Annotated in this window: 18 protein-coding genes; 9 read left to right on the forward strand and 9 right to left on the reverse strand. The window is 55.9% G+C overall.

The features are described 5' to 3' along the window. Positions 1-317 precede the first annotated feature (317 nt). Both guaA and guaB read right to left on the reverse strand, forming a co-directional pair. Positions 318-1895, reverse strand: coding sequence for a glutamine-hydrolyzing GMP synthase (gene guaA / locus HALA3H3_RS03520; protein WP_022519925.1), 1578 nt, complete (start codon positions 1893-1895; stop codon positions 318-320). 240 nt (positions 1896-2135) lie between these two features. Continuing rightward, positions 2136-3605, reverse strand: coding sequence for an IMP dehydrogenase (guaB, locus tag HALA3H3_RS03525; RefSeq protein WP_022519926.1), 1470 nt, complete (start codon positions 3603-3605; stop codon positions 2136-2138). Between the two features lie 213 nt (positions 3606-3818). Here guaB and HALA3H3_RS03530 point away from each other — a divergent pair, with 213 nt between their 5' ends. Together HALA3H3_RS03530 and HALA3H3_RS03535 are read left to right on the forward strand one after the other, a co-directional pair. Next, positions 3819-5549 (forward strand): SWIM zinc finger family protein, encoded by a 1731-nt coding sequence (locus tag HALA3H3_RS03530; RefSeq protein WP_022519927.1) that lies wholly within the window; start codon positions 3819-3821, stop codon positions 5547-5549. 106 nt (positions 5550-5655) lie between these two features. Next, on the forward strand, positions 5656-6408 hold the full coding sequence (locus tag HALA3H3_RS03535; RefSeq protein WP_022519928.1) for a hypothetical protein: 753 nt from the start codon (positions 5656-5658) through the stop codon (positions 6406-6408). A 20-nt stretch (positions 6409-6428) separates the two neighbouring features. Here HALA3H3_RS03535 and HALA3H3_RS03540 read toward each other — a convergent pair whose 3' ends face one another. Continuing rightward, positions 6429-6941 (reverse strand): opioid growth factor receptor-related protein, encoded by a 513-nt coding sequence (locus HALA3H3_RS03540; RefSeq protein ID WP_022519929.1) that lies wholly within the window; start codon positions 6939-6941, stop codon positions 6429-6431. A gap of 109 nt (positions 6942-7050) precedes the next feature. Here HALA3H3_RS03540 and xseA point away from each other — a divergent pair, with 109 nt between their 5' ends. Both xseA and HALA3H3_RS03550 read left to right on the forward strand, forming a co-directional pair. Next, on the forward strand, positions 7051-8400 hold the full coding sequence (xseA, locus tag HALA3H3_RS03545; RefSeq protein ID WP_022519930.1) for an exodeoxyribonuclease VII large subunit: 1350 nt from the start codon (positions 7051-7053) through the stop codon (positions 8398-8400). Between the two features lie 52 nt (positions 8401-8452). After that, a complete protein-coding gene (locus tag HALA3H3_RS03550; protein WP_022519931.1) occupies positions 8453-9427 on the forward strand; it encodes a hypothetical protein in 975 nt (324 codons plus the stop codon). Between the two features lie 72 nt (positions 9428-9499). Here the strand turns inward: HALA3H3_RS03550 and HALA3H3_RS27050 are convergent, their stop codons facing one another. Continuing rightward, entirely contained in the window at positions 9500-9643 is a 144-nt protein-coding gene (locus HALA3H3_RS27050) for a hypothetical protein (protein WP_022519932.1), read from the reverse strand. Positions 9644-10068: 425 nt separating this feature from the next. Between HALA3H3_RS27050 and HALA3H3_RS03555 the strand changes: the two genes are divergently transcribed. Beyond that, entirely contained in the window at positions 10069-10923 is an 855-nt protein-coding gene (locus tag HALA3H3_RS03555; protein ID WP_022519933.1) for an SDR family oxidoreductase, read from the forward strand. Positions 10924-11134: 211 nt separating this feature from the next. Here the strand turns inward: HALA3H3_RS03555 and HALA3H3_RS03560 are convergent, their stop codons facing one another. After that, a complete protein-coding gene (locus HALA3H3_RS03560; RefSeq protein WP_022519934.1) occupies positions 11135-12022 on the reverse strand; it encodes a MurR/RpiR family transcriptional regulator in 888 nt (295 codons plus the stop codon). A gap of 163 nt (positions 12023-12185) precedes the next feature. Here HALA3H3_RS03560 and HALA3H3_RS03565 point away from each other — a divergent pair, with 163 nt between their 5' ends. Together HALA3H3_RS03565 and HALA3H3_RS03570 are read left to right on the forward strand one after the other, a co-directional pair. Next, on the forward strand, positions 12186-13511 hold the full coding sequence (locus tag HALA3H3_RS03565) for an aspartate aminotransferase family protein (RefSeq protein WP_022519935.1): 1326 nt from the start codon (positions 12186-12188) through the stop codon (positions 13509-13511). A 36-nt stretch (positions 13512-13547) separates the two neighbouring features. Next, a complete protein-coding gene (locus HALA3H3_RS03570) occupies positions 13548-14123 on the forward strand; it encodes a carboxymuconolactone decarboxylase family protein (protein WP_022519936.1) in 576 nt (191 codons plus the stop codon). A 23-nt stretch (positions 14124-14146) separates the two neighbouring features. Here the strand turns inward: HALA3H3_RS03570 and argA are convergent, their stop codons facing one another. The 3 genes from argA to HALA3H3_RS03585 form a co-directional block, all read right to left on the reverse strand. Next, the gene (gene argA / locus HALA3H3_RS03575; RefSeq protein WP_022519937.1) at positions 14147-15460 is read right to left on the reverse strand and encodes an amino-acid N-acetyltransferase; all 1314 of its coding nucleotides are present in this window, start codon (positions 15458-15460) and stop codon (positions 14147-14149) included. Between the two features lie 225 nt (positions 15461-15685). Next, the gene (locus HALA3H3_RS03580; RefSeq protein ID WP_022519938.1) at positions 15686-16951 is read right to left on the reverse strand and encodes an inorganic phosphate transporter; all 1266 of its coding nucleotides are present in this window, start codon (positions 16949-16951) and stop codon (positions 15686-15688) included. A gap of 10 nt (positions 16952-16961) precedes the next feature. Further along, entirely contained in the window at positions 16962-17642 is a 681-nt protein-coding gene (locus tag HALA3H3_RS03585) for a TIGR00153 family protein (protein ID WP_022519939.1), read from the reverse strand. Positions 17643-17779: 137 nt separating this feature from the next. On the opposite strand from HALA3H3_RS03585, the gene HALA3H3_RS03590 reads away from it, so the two are divergent. Both HALA3H3_RS03590 and HALA3H3_RS03595 read left to right on the forward strand, forming a co-directional pair. Then, positions 17780-18679, forward strand: a complete 900-nt coding sequence (locus HALA3H3_RS03590; RefSeq protein WP_022519940.1) for a CYTH domain-containing protein — start codon at positions 17780-17782, stop codon at positions 18677-18679. Positions 18680-18722: 43 nt separating this feature from the next. Further along, complete coding sequence (locus tag HALA3H3_RS03595) at positions 18723-19640, forward strand: ion transporter (RefSeq protein ID WP_022519941.1); 918 nt, start codon at positions 18723-18725, stop codon at positions 19638-19640. A 106-nt stretch (positions 19641-19746) separates the two neighbouring features. Here the strand turns inward: HALA3H3_RS03595 and HALA3H3_RS03600 are convergent, their stop codons facing one another. Continuing rightward, on the reverse strand, positions 19747-20523 hold the full coding sequence (locus HALA3H3_RS03600; protein WP_022519942.1) for a 5'-nucleotidase, lipoprotein e(P4) family: 777 nt from the start codon (positions 20521-20523) through the stop codon (positions 19747-19749). Between the last annotated feature and the right edge of the window lie 148 nt (positions 20524-20671).

The following is a 20671-nucleotide window of genomic DNA, read 5'->3' on the forward strand; positions in this document are numbered from 1 at the left end:
GCGTTCCGTGCAAGTATCGGGCTTTGGTGAGTGTAGCCACCTTACCCCGCCATGACGCCTCGTATCCGCTTCCTGTTCGTCAGGCCAGCGTTTTGCCTCGGGCTGCCTTCAGATTCCCCCTCGCGAGGGACACCCTTGCCGTCGGCTAGCACTTCCCCTTGCAGGGCGTGCAGGGGACTTTCACCCCCAAGTCATCCTGAAGCACCACCCCCAGGAACAGCGCCGGTCAAGGCGCTGCGCGCCATGCCTGGCGCACTACAAAAAAGCCACTCTATTTTGAGTGGCTTATGTTCACCTAACAGCGTTCACGAACAAACTCACTCCCACTCAATAGTAGCAGGCGGCTTGCTGCTCACGTCATAAGTTACCCGAGAAACCCCTTCCAACTCATTGATAATCCGGTTGGAAACCTTCTCCAACAGCTCGTAAGGCAGGTGCGCCCAGCGAGCGGTCATGAAGTCGATGGTTTCTACCGCGCGTAGCGCGATGACCCATTCGTAGCGGCGTCCGTCGCCGACCACGCCTACCGATTTCACCGGTAGGAATACGGCGAAGGCTTGGCTGGTTTTTTCGTACCAGCCAGAGGCGCGTAGCTCTTCGATGAAGATGGCGTCGGCATCGCGGAGGATGTCGGCGTAGTCCTTCTTCACTTCGCCCAGAATACGCACGCCCAGGCCGGGGCCAGGGAACGGGTGGCGGTAGACCATATCGTAGGGCAGGCCGAGTTCAAGGCCGAGTTTGCGCACTTCGTCTTTAAATAGTTCGCGCAGCGGCTCGACCAGCTTGAGCTTCATGGTTTCCGGCAGGCCACCTACGTTGTGGTGGGATTTGATCACGTGCGCTTTGCCGGTTTTAGACGCGGCGGATTCGATCACGTCCGGGTAGATGGTGCCCTGGGCCAGGAACTCGACGCCTTCAATCTTGCTGGCCTCTTCATCGAACACGTCGATGAAGGTATTGCCGATGATCTTGCGCTTGGCTTCCGGGTCTTTCTCGCCCTTTAGCTTGCCGAGGAACAGGTCTTCGGCGTCTACGCGGATCACCTTAACGCCCATGTGCTTGGCGAAGGTTTCCATGACCTGGTCGCCTTCCGCTTTACGCAGCAGGCCGTTGTCGACGAAGACGCAGGTCAGCTGGGTACCAATCGCTTTGTGCAGCAGCGCGGCAACTACGGAAGAATCCACACCCCCGGAGAGGCCAAGCAGTACGTGGCGGTCGCCCACTTGCTCGCGCACGCGCTGAACCTGGTCTTCGATGATTTGCGCGGGTGTCCACAGCTTTTCGGCTTTACAGATATCCAGCACGAAGTGCTCAAGAATGCGCTGGCCCTGCAGGGTGTGGGTCACTTCCGGGTGGAACTGAACGCCGTAGAACTGCTTCTCTTCCCAGGACATGGCGGCAATCGGGCAGCTCGGTGTAGAGGCGGTCACGGTGAACTGGGCGGGCGCTTCGGCGACCTTGTCGCCGTGGCTCATCCATACGTCCAGCAGGGTTTTGCCGCTTTTAGCGTCTACGTGGTCTTTGATGTCTTTAAACAGCGCGTTATCTTCGTCGATCTGAATCTGCGCGTAGCCGAATTCACGCTGGTTAGAGCCTTCTACCTTACCGCCCAGCTGCTCGGCCATGGTCTGCATGCCGTAGCAGATACCAAACACCGGCAGGCCCATTTCAAACACGCACTGGGGCGCACGCGGGGAGTCCAGTTCCGTCACGGATTCCGGGCCACCGGCCATGATAATGCCGTTGGGGTTGTACTCGCGGATCTCCTCTTCGGTGATATCAAACGCGCGGACTTCGGAATAGACGCCGATCTCGCGAACCCGGCGAGCGATCAGTTGGGTGTACTGCGAGCCGAAGTCGAGAATCAAAATCTTATGGGCGTGAATGTCACTCATGGCGGGGTCTCGGTTAAGCGGTGTGGGTGCCGCTGGTAAGGCCAAAAAGCAAGCGGCGAGCTTTGCCCGCCGCCGTTTTAACGTAGAAGCCTCTGATTAACTATTGCGCTTGACCATACTGCGTTAAAAATCGCCTCAAAATGCTCATTTACAACTTGTAAACTCCGCTTTCTCGTTGATTTTTGCCTTGTCTGGTCTGCGCTCATTACGTTAATCAAAGGCTTCAAAATCTTCTACTGGTTAGCTCACCCGATAGTTGGGAGCTTCTTTGGTGATCTGCACGTTGTGAACGTGGGATTCGTTAAAGCCAGCGCCGGTAATTTGTACAAACTCCGGTTTGGTGCGCATTTCCTGAATATCGCGGCAGCCGGTGTAGCCCATGGAAGCGCGCAGGCCGCCCATCAGCTGGTGAACGATGGCGCTCATCATGCCTTTATAGGGAACGCGGCCTTCAATGCCTTCCGGCACCAGCTTCTCGGCGCCTTCGCTCTTATCCTGGAAGTAGCGGTCGGCGCTACCCTGGCTCTGCGACATGGCACCCATGGAGCCCATGCCACGGTAGGCTTTGTAGGTACGGCCCTGGTAGAGCTCGACTTCGCCGGGCGCTTCTTCGGTACCGGCCAGCAGGCCGCCGACCATCACGGCACTGGCGCCAGCGGCAATCGCCTTGGCCAAATCACCAGAGTAGCGCACGCCACCATCGGCAATCAGCGGAATGTCGTACTCTTTGAGCGCTTCGGCCACGTTGGAAACCGCGGTGATTTGCGGTACGCCAACGCCCGCTACGATGCGCGTGGTGCAGATCGAGCCAGGGCCGATACCGACTTTAACGGCATCCGCGCCTGCTTCGGCCAGCGCCCGGGCTGCACCGGCGGTGGCGATGTTGCCGCCAATCACCTGAATCTGCGGGAAGTGCTCTTTGATCCAGCGAACGCGGTCAAGAACGCCTTGGGAGTGGCCGTGGGCGGTATCGACAATGATCACGTCCACGCCTGCTTCGGCCAGGGCGGCTACGCGATCCGGGGTTTCCGGGCCGGTGCCGACTGCCGCGCCGACTAACAAACGGCCATCGCTGTCTTTGGCAGCCATTGGGTAGGTGCGGGCTTTTTCGATATCCTGGAAGGTGACTAGGCCGCGCAGGTGGAACTCGTCATCAACGATCAGCATTTTTTCGATGCGGTGTTCGCGCATTTTGGCTTTGCTGGTTTCGAGGTCGGTACCTTCTTTGACAGTAACCAGCCGGTCGCGCGGCGTCATGATCGCTTCAACGCTGTCGCCATGGTTGGGCTGGAAGCGCATGTCGCGTTCGGTCACGATACCCACCAGGGTTTCGCCTTCTACCACGGGGAAACCGGAGAAGCCGTATTCACGGGCCATGGCGAGCAGGTCTTCGAGCTTGGCTTTAGGGCTAACGGTGACCGGGTCTTTCACAATCACGCTTTCGTGCTTTTTGACCTTGCGCACCTCAGCGGCTTGCTGGGTCATGGCCATGCTCTTATGGATGATGCCGATGCCGCCTTCCTGGGCCATCGCAATCGCTAGACGCGCTTCGGTAACGGTGTCCATCGCGGCAGAGAGGAGCGGAATATTGAGCGAAAGATTGCGGGTCAGGCGGGTTTTGAGGCTGACATCCTTGGGGAGGACATCGGAGAAGCCGGGAACGAGGAGTACGTCATCGAACGTTAGTGCTTCTTGGGCCATACGTAGCATAGCGGCAACACCCTGATTGAGAGGAAGTGGGGCGTGAAAGGTTAATCCCCTATTATAGCGTTTTGAGGGCCTTTCCAGCAATGCCACTGCCCCTACTCTACGCCACTGCTTCTGCTTGGCGCGCTGCTAGCGCATACCCCGTGACAGTCAGCACCCTGCGGTTAATGTTAGCCTATACGTCATTTAGCTCTACAGAAGTGTCAGGTGGCGACAATGGATGAGACGTTAATTTCAGACTCACAGCTGGTTATGTTGGCGGGTGATGCGGCTTTTGCCCGCGGGGTTCAATATTACCAACAGGGCATGGTGATCAACTGGGATAAAAGCGGTGCCACCATTAGCGCTGACGTCGAGGGCAGTGAGCTTTACCATGTGGCATTAAAGTTAACCAAGCAAGGTTTGAGCGGCGGTTGTAATTGCCCCGCTTCCGAAGGCATTGATTTCTGCAAGCACTGCGTAGCCGTTGCCCTAGCGTACCGCGCCGAGCATACCAAACAAGCACAGCTGGCAGAGGGCGACACGTCAGATCGCATTCACGCTTACTTAGAGACGTTAGACAAACCCTCGCTGGTCGAAACGCTGCTATCGCTTATTGAAAATGACCCTGTACTGCACCAACAGTGGTCGTTGAAAGCGGATGCAGCATTTGGTGTTCTGGATCACAAGGCGCTGAAAAAACGTATCACTGCCGCGTTGCCCATTAATCGCGGGTTGTTCCGTTACTCTCAAGTGAGTCACTATTTCAGTAAGGCAGAAGCCGTTATTGAACAGTTGGCCGAGCAGGTGCCGCAACTCCCTCCAGAAAAAAGCTTGGCACTGGTGGATTACGCACTCGCGCGTATTGATAAAGCACTGGAAACCATTGATGACTCCGGCGGCTTTCGTTTCCACTGCGAACACCTCTTGCACACTTTGCATATTCAGACCGTAAAGCGGCTCGATTGGCCTGCCGACAAGCTAGCCAGCTATCTGTATGAAAAATCGTTTGGTGGGGAAGAGGATCGATACCCGCCGATCCCTGATGCCTATTTGGATGTGCTGAGCCAAGCAAGCCAAGACGCCTACCATGAGCGCCTGCAACAAGCCCTGGATGAGCTGCCGAACCAAGCAGCCACCATGGAATGGGAGGATCGCTACCGATTGATTCGCCTGCGCGATCCGTTACTCAAACGCGCTACAGCCGCCGGTGACCTGCCCGCTATACTGGCGCTGTATCAAAAAACCCTCAGCGATGAGAAGGATTGTTTAAAGGCCGCTGAGCTATGTATGGAGTATGAAGCCTGGGATCAGGTGGAAGCATGGCTAACTTATGCTGCTGAGTGCGAGGCAAAAAACGACTACCGCTGGCGGCTTGAACGCAACCGGCTTGAGATACGCCTAAAGCTGCATCGCAGTGAAACAGACGCGGCGGCAGAGCAACAGTGGGGTATCTATCAACACACTCAGCAGTTGGACGATTACCGGCAGCTAGTGGCGCTGATGGAAGCGCATAATTTAGCCATCGTTTATCGCCAGCGGGTCTGTGACTGGCTACTGGAACGCATCACCCACCCGCCGGAAAAGATGCCCTCTTTCTGGGCGCAGCAAGCAAAAGATAGCTTATTGGAAATTTATTTATTCGAAGGGCGCTTGGATGATGCCCATGCATTGTGCACTGAGCACCAGGTATCAGCGCACTTGCTGCACAACTTGGCCAAAGCCCTGCCCTCTCCCGATGCACGTATACCACTGTACCTGCGCTTGGTAAGGCTGTATGTAAAACAGACTAACAACCAAGGCTATCGACAGAGCATCGCGTTGCTTAAAGAGCTGAAAAAGAGCCTGGAAACGCCAGCTCAATACACCGCTTTTGCGCACATGCTGACGCAGTTACGTAGCGAATTTAAAGCCAAGCGGAACTTCATTAAGTGGTTGGACGAAGCCTTTTCAGACACGCTCAAATAAGAGGTAGCCGTCAACCAACTCAACCAGCGCGCCAAGCAACCCCTTAAGCGAATAGTATGGCTAAGAGGTGTATCATGCTGATTATTATTAATAAAAGGGGACAAGAATGGCAGACCAACCTAGGCAGCTCTACTACAGCAATCCAGATAACATCACGGGAGCACGTGTTTCGCGCGATATGATGGTGACGTTATGCAGTGCTTTGGGGGAAGCGCTTGACGATCCAGATACGCGTCATTTCATTCGCAATACGCGTATTCCCAATGAGAGGGAACTCTACGGTACCTTTATCAAGGCGCTGCTAAGTGATGGCTTTAATAGCCAGATTGGCCACATTGCCACTGAAGTACAGGTATCTCGTCAGACAGATGAAGCCAGCGGCAAAGGCCGAGTGGATATCATTTTCGACTATCGCAGCACCAGCTTTCTCGTCGAACTAAAAGTCATTCGTGCTTCTGTGAATGGTCGTCAACTTGGTGAAGAATACACAACAACGACACAGCGACTCGTTCGCCCGTGGCAGAAAGCCGTCAATCAGCTCATCGAGCTTGATGAAACAAGCCTGGGAAAAGCACTAAAGAAGAAGGTTATCAAGCTCCCTATCGCCCTCTACCTGCATGTGGATAACAGACAGAAGGGCAATACAGATCAATGGGAAGCGCTCAGCGCTGCAACACACGAAAGGATCGTATCTCAGTTAAATACCGACGTGAATAACGATGACCCAGCGAGCCACCACTTCAGCTATTTCCAGCCACTGACAGATCCGGTGACCACATCACGCCGAAGAGGCTGCCTCGTTGAAGGAACGCCAGACGTAAGGCTTTACGGCTTTTCTATTATTGCGGCATGCCAGTAACAATATCCGAATAATACAGGCTACTCTTTATGTGCCTCGCTCCAATACTGGATCGAGGCATTCGAGACGATGCCCTGCTCGGTACCAATACGTATCAACGCTTCCTGTAAAGCCAGCGCCTGATCGTACTGGTGACAAAGTGCCAGAGAACGAATCATCCGCGAAATACGCAGGTGATTATGCCCACCTGCTTTGAGCCAAATATGCTCGCGGATATTGAGGCTCGGCTGGGCAGTAATGGTGAGCCCATCACGAGTTAAACCCAAAAAACTCAACATGACATCCAGCGAGACTCGCTGTTGTTCACGTAACGCGCTATCGTCTTGAAATATGTCACGCTCGCCATCGGTCAGCCGCGGGGCAAAATGGTTAAAGCGGCCAACCTCAGGGATGGGAAAAAGCCATTGAATATAATCGTGGGTATGCTCTAACCAAAAGTGAGATAAGGCCCAGACGGCATCGATATAGCGCCCCTTATGATCCGGTGCCTCGCCACGGTAAAAAGCGATCAACGGTGTTGGGTGGTGGCCCATAGCATTTCCTCGTCATCTCCTGGGTAATACAATGATATTTCGTAACAACGACGCCATTTTACGCCACTAGCCGTAAAGATTCCCGGATTCCCTAAAGCAAGGGACAGCAATGAACGCACCAATGCCCCAGGCACTCTCCGTCAGCCAACTCAACCAGCGCGCCAAGCAAACCCTTGAGCGCGATGTGGGCGAGGTGTGGGTGGAGGGCGAGCTCTCTAATGTTTCCCGCCCGGCGTCGGGGCATGTCTATTTCACGCTGAAGGATGACCGGGCGCAGATTCGCTGCGCGCTGTTTCGTCAGCGGGCGCGTTTTGTCTCGGCGCCGATGCGCGACGGTGATCAGGTCAAGCTGCGTGGGCGGGTATCGCTGTTCGAGCCCCGCGGTGACTACCAGCTAATTGCCGACGCCGTTCAGGCGGCAGGCCTGGGCGAGCTGCTGGCGGCCTTTGAGCGTTTAAAAGCGCAGCTGGAAGGCGAAGGCGTGCTCGCCAACGCCCGGCCGCTGCCCTTTCCGCCACGCAAGCTGCTGATTTTAAGCTCCGCCACCGGGGCAGCGATTCGTGATGTGCTGGCGGTGCTGGAAGCGCGCTGGCCGCTGGCGGACGTCACGCTGATACCGGTGCCGGTGCAAGGCGCGGAAGCCGCCCCGGCGATGATCTCGGCGCTGGCATTGCTTAACCGTCAGGCGCGGCTAGACCCGGAGCGGGACGTAATTTTGATCACTCGCGGCGGCGGTAGCCTGGAAGACCTCTGGGCGTTTAATAACGAACACCTGGCACGGGCGATTTTTCACTCCCGGCTGCCGGTGATGTCGGCGGTGGGCCACGAAGTGGATATCACCCTGGCGGATTTCGCCGCCGATATGCGCGCTCCCACCCCTTCTGCCGCCGCCGAGCGCCTGGTGCCGGATCAAAACACCCTTAAGCGCCAGCTTGAGCATCAGCACAGCCGTTTGCAGCGGGCTATGCAGGCACGTCTGGAACGCGACAGTCAGCGGCTGGATACCCTGCGCGCCAAGCTGCGCCACCCCGGCGAACAACTCAACCGCCAGCGCCAGCACTTAACCGCCCTCAATCAGCGCTTGAATCGCGCCATGCAGCAAACCCTCACCCAGCAAAAAGCCCAGGTGACACAGCTGAGCAGGCGCTTAGCCAGCCAGGATATGGCGCGGTTGCACCGTGCAGAAAGCGAGCGTGTGAGCCAGTTACAGCGCCGTTTGGGGAGTGCGATGCAGCGCCAGTTGGAGAGCCGACAGGCACGCTTGAAAGCCGCCGCACGGGAGTTAAACGCGGTCAGTCCGCTAGCGGTGCTGGGGCGTGGCTATGCAATTGCCCAGGATGAGCAGGGCCAGGTCATTCGCCGCGCGAAAGATACCCAGCCCGGCCAGAAGCTGAAACTGAAGCTAGGTGAAGGCAGGCTAAGCGTGGAAGTTAAGCGGCGTTTAAAGTCCGGGGGTTAAAGACCTAAGTTAAATGGCCGATATCTTCTAACAATGAGGAGAGGATACCGCCATGAAGATTGGATTTTCGTCTTTTACACTAATTAATCAGCGCCAAGATAAGCCGCAGTTTTTAACGCCTACCCGCGTCGCCCCCCAAAAGAGCGAGCCTGCTGAAGACGACCCGTTCACAAAGCGTCTTAAAAAGCAGCAGGAAGCGCTGGAAAGCTTGGCGTCGCTGCCTACTCCAAAGGAAGCCTCCCAGCAGCAGGCCACCGATAAAGTGGGCTTCCTGCGTCAGCGGATTGAAATGCTGAAAGCCATGATGGCCTTCGCCTCTCCTGAACAGCTTAAAAACATGGCCAAGGAGCTCAAGAGCATCGCCCGTGAGCTTGCCGGTGCGGCTAAGCTACTGAACAATCAAGGCGGCGGTGGTGCTGGCATGACCGCAATCCCGTCCGTGGTTGCAACGCCAGCAGTTCCCACGACAGCCGTTCAAACGACAGCAGCTCAACCGGCCGAGGCCCAAGCCAACGGGGCCGACTCAGCCGCGGCCCAGGCGGGTGGCAATGAGAGCGCCCAGGTAACGGTTTCCAGTGACGCGCAGCAAGCCGAAGCCAGTGCGGAAACAGCCGAAGATGATGCTAAAAAGGCTGCTGAGCAAGAGGCCGAGAAGGCAGCGGGCGAGCCTGAAAGCGATGAATCCACCGAGCTCGGCGTATTACCAAGCCTACCTAACCTCATTCAGAATGAAGACAACCGCTCGAAATCCAATGGCCCCAGCGCTAGTGAACACGCACTACGCGGCGTACTGACTGACGCCCAAAAAGCGCTGCGCGAAGCAGTTAACGAACTTAAGGTTCGGCTGAATGAAGAAGATAAAGAAGCTCGTCGTGAGCTAAAGAAAGCTGAAGAAGTTATGGACAAGACTGATCGAGTGGTTGCCGCATCAACCTCTGAGGCCCTCTACTCCTCATTGGGGCAGTTGCTGCCTACCTCGCTAGGTGACGTTTCCGTATCAACGCCCTCTATCAACATAGAGGTTTAGCGCTAATAGAAAAGGCGCTACCGGAAGTAGCGCCTTTGTTGTTTTGCGTTGGCCTAAAAAATGTTGCATAGATTATTTCTTGGTATCCCTGCCTGACTTTTTATCGTCATCGGACTCCGGGTTTACATGGTGGGTATCCGGCATCGGATTGGCCTCATCATGGTGGTCATCCTTCTCTTTAGGGGCTTTCTGGTCTTTATCGGGAACTTGAGTCATCGCTTCTTCCTTACCGTAGTGGGTGAGCGAAAGAGTGGGAGGCGTTCGTGGTGCCTCCTATCCCTGGCTGACTTAACTGTAGCCCTTCCCCTTCAACTTGCAATTCACCCTCATAAGCACTCACGACATAACTGCAATTAAACAATATTTAAAACAAACACTTAAAACAAGTAAATAGCTTTATAGCAGCTACATTAGCAATATTGATAGCATCAATAACCTGCCACTATCATTTCTCTGCATGACCAACCGTTTTATTGCTCAGCGTTCGCTTCCTGGTTTGCCGTTGTTACTACCTTGGTCTACGTTTACAGCGTGTAAGGTACTCGAGGATACGAGGGCCTGAACAGTGGTTAGTAAGTGATGTTTTACGATAACTAACCGTATGTGCAAACCAAATTGTGCCAACAATGGAGTGACCGCACATGAGTGATCAACACCAACCACCACAGCATCAGGATAAACAGCCTGGTGATGAACACGCCATGCGCCCAGAGCCCGAATACATTCGTGAAAGCTACCGGGGCGCCGATAAGTTACTGGACAAGGTCGCGATTATTACCGGTGGCGATAGCGGCATAGGGCGTTCAGTCGCCGTTCACTATGCCCGCGAAGGTGCCGACAGCGTGATCGTGCACCTCAAAGAAACCAAAGATGCAGAAGAGACCAAGCGGCTGGTGGAGGCCGAAGGTCGCCGCTGTTTGGTTTTGAAAGGCGATGTGGCAGCGCCAGCGTTTTGCCGTGAGATCGTTAAGCGCACCCTCGACCACTTCGGCAAGATCAATATTGTGATCAATAACGCCGCCGAGCAGTACGACTGGGATGACATTACCGAGATCCCCGATGATCAACTGCTACGCACCTTCCAGACCAATATCTTCAGCCATTTCTATCTAAGCAAATCTGCCCTGCCGCATCTCAGCGAAGGCGACACCATTATTGCCACCTCATCAATCAATGCCTTTAAGGGCAACGATACACTGATCGATTACACCGCCACCAAGGGCGCTATTCAGGGGCTGGTGCGTTCGTTGGCGATGTCGCTGATGGATCGTGGCATTCGCGTGAATGCCGTAGCGCCAGGGCCGGTATGGACCCCGCTGATTCCCGCCAGCTTTGAGGATGAGAAGGTAGCGTCATTCGGCGGCCAGGTGCCCATGAAACGCGCCGGGCAGCCCAGCGAAATGGGCCCTGCCTATGTCTATCTGGCCAGCGAGGAGTCTTCCTACATGAGTGGCCAGACCATGCACCTGAATGGCGGCGTTATCTTAAATACCTAAGCGTTTCTTATATAAGATATAGCGCGCATTCCCGGGGTGGCTTTGAGCCACCCTTTTGTTAGAACACTGTTCATACAGTCACGGCAACGCCAAAATATTCCCGCTCGGGAATATTTAATCCTAATAACCCGACGAGACGACTGATAATTACCGCTCGGTAATTATCGAAGGATTTATCTGACAGTAATGTTGGGTCAATAAGCCTCGCTTCTCACTGCCGCCTGGGGATAGCCGTCGCATACGTATTGAGATGCGAGAGGTGTTCATCCGCTTGCTGCAAAGCGTCTAGCGTCTTAGGCCTATCGAATTCCGCCAATAAACTGCACAGCACTTCGGAGACGGCTAATGCCGGGGTTAGCGTGTGAAAAAAGCTATCGGTTTCCGTGGGGCATAGAATCGTCTGCGCTGACATCCCCACCAGCGGCGACACTTCACTATCGGTGATGGAAACAATCCCCACCCCCTTATCTTTTGCCAGTTGGGCCAGTTCCAGCGTCCCTGTTGCATAAGGTTTGATGGAGATAACGAGCAATACATCCTCAGATGTGGCACGAATTAGTCCATCTCCGCCGGTTCCCCCAGGCCCATCCAGGTGAACCGAGCGCTCGCCCAGCAGGGTCATCACGTAATGGAAATGCCAGGCAACGGCATGGCAGGAACGTAACCCCAGCACGTATACCTTTCTCGCTGATCTCAGCCTAGTGGCGGTGGCTTCCAGCTGCCGTAGTGAATCGGGCTCGCAGAGCTTAGCAAGCTGGGCACTCAGCCCTTGAAGCATATGCGAAGCGGTATCGCTGACTCCCCTTTCACTGCCTTCATCTACCCGCTGGCGAACCTTGGCCGCAAAGCCATCGCCCCCCTGACGTAACACCGCTGCATGCTGCGCCCGAAGTTCGTCGTACCCTGGCAATCCCAAGAACTTGGCAAGCCGTGTCATGGTGGCGGGTTGCACACCCGCTAGGCGCGCCACCTCGCGCATGGACACCAGCGCCACTTCCTCCGGATGCTCAAGCACGTAGCGAGCGGCCTGTTGCAGCTGCGCAGACATGGCATCGTACTGGGCAATAATCTGCTCTCTCAGCGAATCGCTCGGCTGCATAGTAGTTGGCTCTGTGAAGAAATAGTCGGTTGGCTCTGTGAATATATGATCTACATGTTTCACATTATATTTAAATGATTTATTTGTTGCAAACATCTTTGTGAGTGTGCCAATCTCATTGTCATATGAATTACTCACCGTTTGATAATGAGGGAAAGAGGCTATGACGCGTATTCTTCACCGCGGTATCGGCGGGAAACTGCCTCATGCTGCGTCGGCACAAGGCGTCTATATCACGGACACCACGGGGCGCCGCTATCTGGATGGCTCGGGAGGCGCTGCGGTCACCAGCGTAGGACACGCCCACCCGGAAGTGCTGGCCGCCATGCGCTCACAGATCGATAGCCTCTGTTACGCCCACACCTCATTTTTCACTACCGATGCCGCCGAAGCACTTGCCGAAAAGCTCGTGGATTTAGCCCCCGCAGGGCTGGATTACGTCTACTTGGTGTCGGGTGGGTCAGAAGCCGTCGAAGCGGCGCTGAAAATGGCCCGGCAGTACTTTGTAGAGATTAATCAGCCCCAGCGACGGCATATCATTGCCAGACGCCAGAGCTACCACGGCAATACCATCGGCGCGTTGGCAACCGGTGGCAATGCCATGCGGCGCCAGCAGTTTCAGCCCATCCTGCCAGAAACCCACCATGTATCGCCCTGCTATGCGTATCGCGACAAGGGCACCGACGAGACGCCCGAGGCCTACGCTGCACGGCTTGCCGAGGAGCTTGAGGCAAAGATTCTGGAACTTGGCCCTGAAGAAGTCATGGCCTTCGTTGCCGAACCCGTCGTCGGTGCCACCTTAGGGGCGGTCGCCTCTGAGGCGGATTACTTCAAACGCGTGCGTGCCATTTGCGATAAATACGGCGTACTGCTGATCCTCGACGAAGTGATGTGCGGCATGGGAAGAACCGGCTCCGTCTTCGCCTGCGAACAAGATGGGGTAACGCCTGATATCGTTACGATCGCCAAGGGTTTGGGCGGCGGCTATCAACCTATTGGCGCAGTGATGCTATCGGCCAACATCTACGCCAGTTTTGCCAATGGGTCTGGGCTGTTTCAGCATGGTCATACCTATCTTGGGCACCCTGTGGCCGCCGCGGCCGCTAACAAAGTGGTTGAGATCATTGCACGGCCGGAGACGCTGGCGAACGTCAATGACATGGGCACGAGGTTACAGAGCGGCCTTGAAGCGGCGCTCGGCGCATCCCCCCATGTGGGCGATATTCGCGGCAGGGGCTTGTTTCGCGGTATCGAGATTGTCGCGGACAGGGAAAACAAAACACCTTTCGATCCGGCTAGAAAGATTTACGCCAAGATCAAGCGACAGGCCATGGCGCGTGGCCTGATCAGCTACCCGATGGGCGGCACTATTGATGGCATTAACGGTGATCATATCTTGCTGGCTCCGCCCTATATCATTGCGCCTGACGAAGTAGACCTGATCATTGAGCGTATTGCCGAGGCCATAACCGCCGCCATCGCAGAGTGATGACACAATCAACAACATCTGAAAGGAGACCCACCCATGCCCTCTTCTCCCTGCCCGCCTATTTCCGATGCCGACTGGCCTGAGGAGATCCCTGATTTACGCGAGGGCTTTGCTGGCGCACTCAACGTTTATCGCACCATGGCCCATCACCCGGCCTTGCTTAGAGCGTGGGCGCCCTTGCGCCAACACGTTGTTAAGGAGAATGCGTTAGGCCCGGAACTGACCGAAGTGGTGATTTTACGCGCGGGTTTACGTATGGGCTCAGCCTACGAGTGGGCCCATCATGTTAGTCGTGCACTTGCCCTGGGATTCTCCGAACACCGGATCACTGCTATTCGCGGTACTCCCGAAGGCGTTGATGGTCTTATCGTCAACGCCGTGGATGCGTTATTCGATGAGCGCATGCTGACCAAGGAGCAGGAAGCAGAACTTGCCGAGGCGATCGGACGCAAAGCAGTGATCGACCTGATCGCCATGGTGGGTTTTTACTCGGTGCTCGGTTACCTGCTCAAAACCTACGACACACCGATTGACGACACTATTCAACAAGAAGCGCAAAAGCAGCCGGAGCTGTTTTCGCTAATGCCACGTTCAACCAGGGCTGCTAATTAGCCACCCAATTTTCAATAAGCGAATTACGCTAATTGCTTAACCAACACCTTCGATTTACGGGCGTGATTGTAGGTTTCGCGTTTCAGCGGGGGTAGGTCTTCCAGGCTGGCGGCGCGGAAGCCGTGTTCCACAAACCAGTGGGCGGTGTGGGTCGTCAGCACGAAGATTTCAGTTAAGCCGCGCTGGCGGGCGCGGCGCTCCATGGCTTCCACCAGGCGCTCGCCCCGCTCGCCACCGCGGTAGCTGTCGTGCACTGCTACACAGGCGAGTTCGGCAATGCTGGTGTCCGTAAATACATGCAGCGCGGCGCAGCCAATCACCATACCGTCGCGCTCGATCACCATGTAGTCATCGATTTCGTGCTCCAGGCGCTCTCTTGAACGCGCCACCAGCATACCTCGGCGCTCTAGCGGTTCCAGCAGTTCCAGCAAGCCCGCTACATCGTTGAGCGTGGCCGGGCGCAGCTGTTCGTAGCGGTGCTGGGTAATCATGGTGCCCACGCCGTCGCGGGTGAACAACTCACCCAGCAGGGCATCGTGGTTGCGCCAGGAAAGCAGGTGCGTGCGCGCCACGCCTTCCCGTGCGGCAGTGCAGGCGGCCTGTAAGTGGCGGGCTAGCTCGCTACCTGGCACTGCGGCGCTTAAACGCGGCTCGGCCTCCGCCGGGGAAAGCTGGCGCAGCAGCGCGCCCTGCTCATCTTCCAAGCCTTCGGATTCCCCCAGCAAAATCAGCTTGTCGGCTTTCAGCGCCACGGCGGCGTGTTGAGCGACTTCAGAGGCGTCTAAATCAAAAACTTCACCGGTACTGGAGAACCCTAGCGGCGGCAGCAGCACCAGCGAGCCTTTTTCCAGCAGGCCTTCAATGGCGCTGGCACGCACCCGACGCACTTCGCCGCTGTGGTCGAAATCCACCCCTTCGCGCACGCCTAATGGCTTGGCGGTCACCAGGTTGCCGGAGATCACGCTCAATTCCACACCGTGCAGCGGCGTGCTGGGCAGGCCAAGGGAGAGCCGCGCTTCCAGCCATAGCCGCTGGTGGGCAGCTACCTGCTCAACGTGAGCCATCACCGCGCGATCCGCGACCCAGCGGCCATCGATGCGCGTGGGCTCTACGCCAGCGGCGGTTAGCGACTCGTGCACCTGGGGGCGAATGCCGAACACGACGACCAGTCGCACACCCAGGGTATGCAGCAGCGCCAAATCCTGAATCAGTTGCTCCCCTCGGCCAGACGCCATGGCTTCGCCTTCAATTAAGATGACAAAGGTTCGCCCCCGGTGGGCATTGATGTAGGGGGAAGCGTTACGAAACCAATCAACAAAGGGGAAGCGTGTATCCAAGGGCCGCTCTCCGGCAGCAGGTGAAAGAAACAATCTCAAAAACGATCTCAAAAACAATCTCCAGTTACTTTACCAGAGCACGAAAAACAGCGGCACCTTCAAATGCAAATCTGCTCAATCTAATGCAGATAAACATGAAGATGCCGCTGTGATCTTATCGCTCAGATGCTTCTAAAGCCTTTCGAGCCTTGGCGTACTACGTTTACAAGTGCTGTTTATTATCCGTTAACCGAACATGCCCTTGAACATGAAGAAGAACAGAATCGCCAGGCCCGCGCCTGCTGGCAGTGTGATCAGCCACGACATGGCAATCGTGCCGATGACCCGCAGGTTCAATGCCGCCATGCCGCGTGCCAGCCCCACCCCAAGAATCGCGCCGACCAGGGTGTGGGTGGTGGAAATCGGCAGGCCAGTGCCCGAGGCCAGCACCACCGTCGTGGCTGCCGCCAGGGTAGCGGCAAAGCCACGGCTGGGGGTCAGTTCCGTAATCCCGGTACCCACGGTAGCGATGACCTTATGGCCGTAGGTGACCAAGCCCACTACGATACCAGCTCCACCCAATACGAGTACCCACCAGGGCACCAGTGCGGAACCACCAATTTCACCGCCGGTTTGCACCACACTGATCACCGCTGCCAGCGGGCCAACCGCATTCGCCACATCGTTGGAGCCGTGGGCAAAGGCCATGGCGCAGGCGGTGAAGATCATCAGCACGCCGAACACACGCTCAACGTTGGCATAGCCGAAGTGGTCGTTGGTATTGTGCTCGAACTTGATACGCCGCTGCATGATCAGGCCAATGCCCATAATCACCAGGCCCAGCAGGATCGACAGCAACAGGCTCTGATTGAAGGTTAGATCCAACCCCACATGAGATAACCCTTTGGTCAGCGTGACCATCGAAACGATGAAGCCCACCAGAAACACATAACCGGGTACGTAGCGTTTGGCGGCCGTGAACGGGTTGGCGTCCTCGAAAATCAGGTGGTGTACCGATTTAAACAGCACGAAACCGATGGTACCTGCCAACAAGGGGGAGACCACCCAACTGGCGGCAATCTTGCCTACCGCACCCCAGTCCACCGTGGCAGGGCCTAGCCCTGCGACCGCAAAGCCTACGATCGCGCCGACAATCGAGTGCGTCGTGGAAACCGGCCAGCCTTTCATGGAGGCCACCAGCAGCCATGTTCCCGCCGCCAGCAGTGCTGCCAGCATGCCGTAGACCAGCAATTGTGGGTCGTCCTGTAGCAGTTCGGGGTCGATAATACCTTTACGGATCGTATTGGTAACTTCGCCACCGGCTAGCCAGGCACCCAGGAATTCAAAAATGACCGCAATCAGGATGGCCTGCTTGATGGTGATCGCTTTCGACCCCACCGAGGTTCCCATGGCATTGGCCACGTCGTTGGCGCCAACGCCCCAGGCCATGAAAAAGCCAAACAAACAGGCCAGGATGATAAAGATTTCACCGTGCTGGGCAATAATCAGCATGAAAGTCCCCTTAGCGGGCAGTCAGGATCTGCAGACGGCTACCCACGCGCTCGGCGCGGTCGGATAGTTCGCCAACCCATTCAATGATCTTGTAGAGAAAGATCACGTCCACTGGTGGTAGCTGGCTCTCAAGCTTGAACAGCTGGCGGCGAATGGTGATCTGTTGGTCGTCGGCTTGGTGTTCGAGGGTGTGCAGCTCACGGATCATCTTCTGCATCACATCCGAGACATTTTTGCCAAAGCCGGACTCGAGCAGATCCTTGAGCTCTTCTAGCGCTTGACGCGCTTGCGCCACGCAGGCAACGCTGGTTCGAATGTAGTCGCGCATCGGCGCGGCCAGCTCATCCGGCACGCGCATTTTACGCCCCAGCATAATGCCGGTAATGTCACGCACCTTGTTGGCGATCTTGTCCTGCACGCTGATCAGATCAAGCAGATCGGAGCGCGACACCGGAAGAAACATGGTGTTGGGCAGGTTCAACCGCAGTTCTGTTTTCAGCGTATCGGCGTCATGCTCTAGGCGGGTGACGTTTTCGCGCAGCTCAGCCGCTTTGTCCCAGTCATCAGCCAGGGTTGCTTCAAAAAACGGCAACAGCTGATCGGCACACTCATTCGTCTTGACGATATGGGCCAATAACGGCTGGAATGGCGAGCGGCCAAACATCGAAGAAAAAGGATTGGAGGTAACCATAATGCCTTTTAGCCTGTTTTCGGGGAGCCTGGAAATGGCGGCGCCAGTATAAAGAGTGCGCCTGCCGCCGTCATGAAAAGTTCACAAATGTAATCAAATATTCATTTAAATGTCACGATAACGAGGTGGCTAGCGTCATGAAAAGCCCAAACCCCATGGAAGTGGAACTTAAACTGGCCCTTGCCCCGACAGGGCCTGCGGCGCTGACTCAACACCCGTATCTCGCTTCACACGCCGTGCGTAAACAAACGCTGACCAATACCTACTTTGATACCCCTCAGGGTGATCTGGCGAAAGCACATATTGCGCTGCGACTTCGCCAGGTAGACGGCCAGGTGCTGCAAACGGTGAAAACCGCTGGCCAAGGTGGCGGTGGGCTTTCCCAGCGCGAAGAGTGGGAGTGGCAGGTGGCTGGCCCGCAGTTGGATCTCGCTTCAATTGCCAAACTCCCCCCTTTTCAAGGCGAACTTAGCGGTGTACTTGATGCCCTCGCCCCCCAGCTCAGCACTGATTTCACACGGCGTAGCTGGCAGCTAAAAGAGGGCGCACAAGGTCAGCAGAGTCATATTGAATTGGTGTTGGATGAAGGTGAAATTATTAGCGGTGGCTATCGCACGCCAATTCGCGAGGCAGAGCTCGAATTAAAAGGCGGCGAGCCGGAAGCGTTGTGGGCGCTGGCGCTTAAGCTTGCCGAACAAGTACCGTTGCGGCCTTCGGATAGCAGCAAGGCGTCCCGTGGTAATGCCCTTAGCACCCAACACTGGCCGCTACCCGAAGCGCACTCTCCGGCGGAGTGGCTGCACCGCGCCACGCTGGCGCTGGACGCCTACCACGACAGCCAACAAGCCAGCTTTTTAAACGATGCCCAGCAGGCGCTGGCCACTCTCGCCGAACATCCCGAACTGGATGCCACCGCACGCGCTTATGCCCAGGCGCTGCCTGGCGCGCTCGATGCGGACGGCCAGCCCAATGCAGCCTACGGTAAAGCGGCGTTAGCGCTCGCCCATCGCTTGGCGTACCAAACCGCGCTACGCTAGCGTTTAACTAGAACGGCATTGAGGCTCACTTCAGGATGATGCGATGAATTTTCACCTAACCCCCGGTGCGGAAGGCCTCCGCACCCGCCTGTTCCATATCATATTTGAGTCTAACACGCCGGGAGCTAAAGCCTTTGACATCGCCCTGATCGTAGCGATTTTGATGAGCGTCGCGGTCATCATGCTGGACAGCATCGAGATTTATGCTGAACGCTACGGAGAACTCTTCTTTTATCTTGAGTGGGCCTTCACGCTATTGTTCAGCATTGAGCTGATCTTGCGCATTTACTGCCTGGAAAAGCCGACACTCTATTTAAGAAGCTTTTATGGCATCGTCGACTTAATCGCGATTTTGCCCATTTGGCTGGTACTACTGGTGCCCGGTGCACATGGTCTGGTGATTGTACGTTTGCTGCGAGTACTGCGCATTTTTCGTATTCTGCGCCTGATGGAGTTTGTCGGCGAGGCGCGTCTTTTAATGGATGCCCTTAAACGCAGCATGCGCCAGATATTGCTGTTTTTTAGCGCCATATTAATGGTGATTACCCTGTTCGCGGCGCTGATGTACACCATCGAATCCTCTGAGGCGGGCTTCACCAGTATTCCGATGTCGATGTACTGGGCCATTGTCAGCATGACCACCGTCGGCTATGGCGACATCGTCCCCGCTACTGCGCTGGGTAAATCGATTACGGTGGTACTCATGCTGCTCGGCTACTCGATCATTGCCGTGCCCACCGGGGTGTTTTCCGCTCAGGTGATTCGCTCGATCCGTGAAGAGCGTTACTCCGAAGAAGCCTGCCCCGGCTGCGGTCACGAACGCCATGAAAAACGCGCCCGCTACTGCCTACGCTGCGGCACCTGGCTGGATGAAGACAGCGAAGACCCGCGCAAGAAGGACGACGACAAAACAGATGACGCTCAAGAAAATAGCCACGAGAGTGACGAAGACAAGAACTAAGACAAAAACACGCCCCAAGACAGCTAAACTAAATCGTCAAACAAAATAGCCAAATCTGGGGCGCGCAGCGTTTATTTAATGCGGTATGGAGTGGTTATCTAACCGATCACTCCACTTCGTGCGGGGCTTCCCAGGCGTCTAACTCAGCCTCGCTCCAGGCACCGTAAGTAGCGTTGGGGAACACGATCCAATCGTTGCCAAAACGCTCGGCATTCTCTTCAACAAGCGCATGCTGCTGGTCAAGGTCGGCGCCCGCGAAGTCACCCGCGAAATCGTGAAGGGAATCACCCAGCTGCATCACCAGCGTGTGGTTATCCACCACTTCCGCGCGGCGTTCTGCCTTGGCAGGCCCCAGCAACATCACGCTCTGTTCAGAGACTTGGGGTAGCTCTAGCGCTTCCAAGGTGGCGATAGTGTCGGCCTCGTTCTCCTGGTAGCGATCAGAGACGTAAAAAATGGCCACGCCCTGCTCATCCGCGTAATCCAGGAACGCTTTGGCACCCGGCATCAAACGCGGTTCGCCTTCACGCTCCCAATGCTTCCATGTGTCCCAGGTGGTGTAGTCGTGGCACGCCTGCATGTCGCGAACCAACAGAGCGCTATTATCCAGCACCGTTTCATCCAGGTCGGTAATGATCGCCAAGTCGTCGCTGCCACCATGCGCCTCAATCTGATCCTCAAGCCGGTAGGTGGCGAGGGCAAAACCCTGACGCTGCAGAGCAGCGGCTTCAGCAGACTGCTGTTGATAGCGCAGGCCCATTGCATAGGCTTCCTGGGCACATATTTCTGCGTCATCACTATTTGCATGGCTGGTCAGCGGTAAAGCGGTGAGGCTGGCTAGAGCAGCAAGGGTGCAGAGGCGAGAAGGGAATGGCTTCGTCATTGAATGATCTCCTGGGCTAGGCGATCTCAAAAAGACGAGGCGATTCCTCGCCTTAAAGGATCACGATTTATTATCGAAAAGAACCGTTAGGATCATATTTTATTTTCATTGAACATTCAAATAATTAAAAATAGACAAATTCCCTGCT

Origin of the sequence: Halomonas sp. A3H3 (genome assembly GCF_000982975.1) — a bacterium.
Classification (GTDB): domain Bacteria; phylum Pseudomonadota; class Gammaproteobacteria; order Pseudomonadales; family Halomonadaceae; genus Vreelandella; species Vreelandella titanicae.

Excerpts from the sequence above, each read along its gene's own strand:
- HALA3H3_RS03550 (WP_022519931.1), top strand. The coding sequence starts at position 8,453 with ATGAAGATTGGATTTTCGTCTTTTACACTAATTAATCAGCGCCAAGAT.
- HALA3H3_RS03590 (WP_022519940.1), top strand. The coding sequence starts at position 17,780 with ATGAAAAGCCCAAACCCCATGGAAGTGGAACTTAAACTGGCCCTTGCC.
- guaB (WP_022519926.1), bottom strand. The coding sequence starts at position 3,605 with ATGCTACGTATGGCCCAAGAAGCACTAACGTTCGATGACGTACTCCTC.
- HALA3H3_RS03560 (WP_022519934.1), bottom strand. The coding sequence starts at position 12,022 with ATGCAGCCGAGCGATTCGCTGAGAGAGCAGATTATTGCCCAGTACGAT.
- xseA (WP_022519930.1), top strand. The coding sequence starts at position 7,051 with ATGAACGCACCAATGCCCCAGGCACTCTCCGTCAGCCAACTCAACCAG.
- HALA3H3_RS03555 (WP_022519933.1), top strand. The coding sequence starts at position 10,069 with ATGAGTGATCAACACCAACCACCACAGCATCAGGATAAACAGCCTGGT.
- HALA3H3_RS03565 (WP_022519935.1), top strand. The coding sequence starts at position 12,186 with ATGACGCGTATTCTTCACCGCGGTATCGGCGGGAAACTGCCTCATGCT.
- HALA3H3_RS03580 (WP_022519938.1), bottom strand. The coding sequence starts at position 16,951 with ATGCTGATTATTGCCCAGCACGGTGAAATCTTTATCATCCTGGCCTGT.
- HALA3H3_RS03535 (WP_022519928.1), top strand. The coding sequence starts at position 5,656 with ATGGCAGACCAACCTAGGCAGCTCTACTACAGCAATCCAGATAACATC.
- HALA3H3_RS03595 (WP_022519941.1), top strand. The coding sequence starts at position 18,723 with ATGAATTTTCACCTAACCCCCGGTGCGGAAGGCCTCCGCACCCGCCTG.
- guaA (WP_022519925.1), bottom strand. The coding sequence starts at position 1,895 with ATGAGTGACATTCACGCCCATAAGATTTTGATTCTCGACTTCGGCTCG.
- HALA3H3_RS03530 (WP_022519927.1), top strand. The coding sequence starts at position 3,819 with ATGGATGAGACGTTAATTTCAGACTCACAGCTGGTTATGTTGGCGGGT.
- HALA3H3_RS27050 (WP_022519932.1), bottom strand. The coding sequence starts at position 9,643 with ATGACTCAAGTTCCCGATAAAGACCAGAAAGCCCCTAAAGAGAAGGAT.
- HALA3H3_RS03600 (WP_022519942.1), bottom strand. The coding sequence starts at position 20,523 with ATGACGAAGCCATTCCCTTCTCGCCTCTGCACCCTTGCTGCTCTAGCC.
- HALA3H3_RS03540 (WP_022519929.1), bottom strand. The coding sequence starts at position 6,941 with ATGGGCCACCACCCAACACCGTTGATCGCTTTTTACCGTGGCGAGGCA.
- HALA3H3_RS03570 (WP_022519936.1), top strand. The coding sequence starts at position 13,548 with ATGCCCTCTTCTCCCTGCCCGCCTATTTCCGATGCCGACTGGCCTGAG.
- HALA3H3_RS03585 (WP_022519939.1), bottom strand. The coding sequence starts at position 17,642 with ATGGTTACCTCCAATCCTTTTTCTTCGATGTTTGGCCGCTCGCCATTC.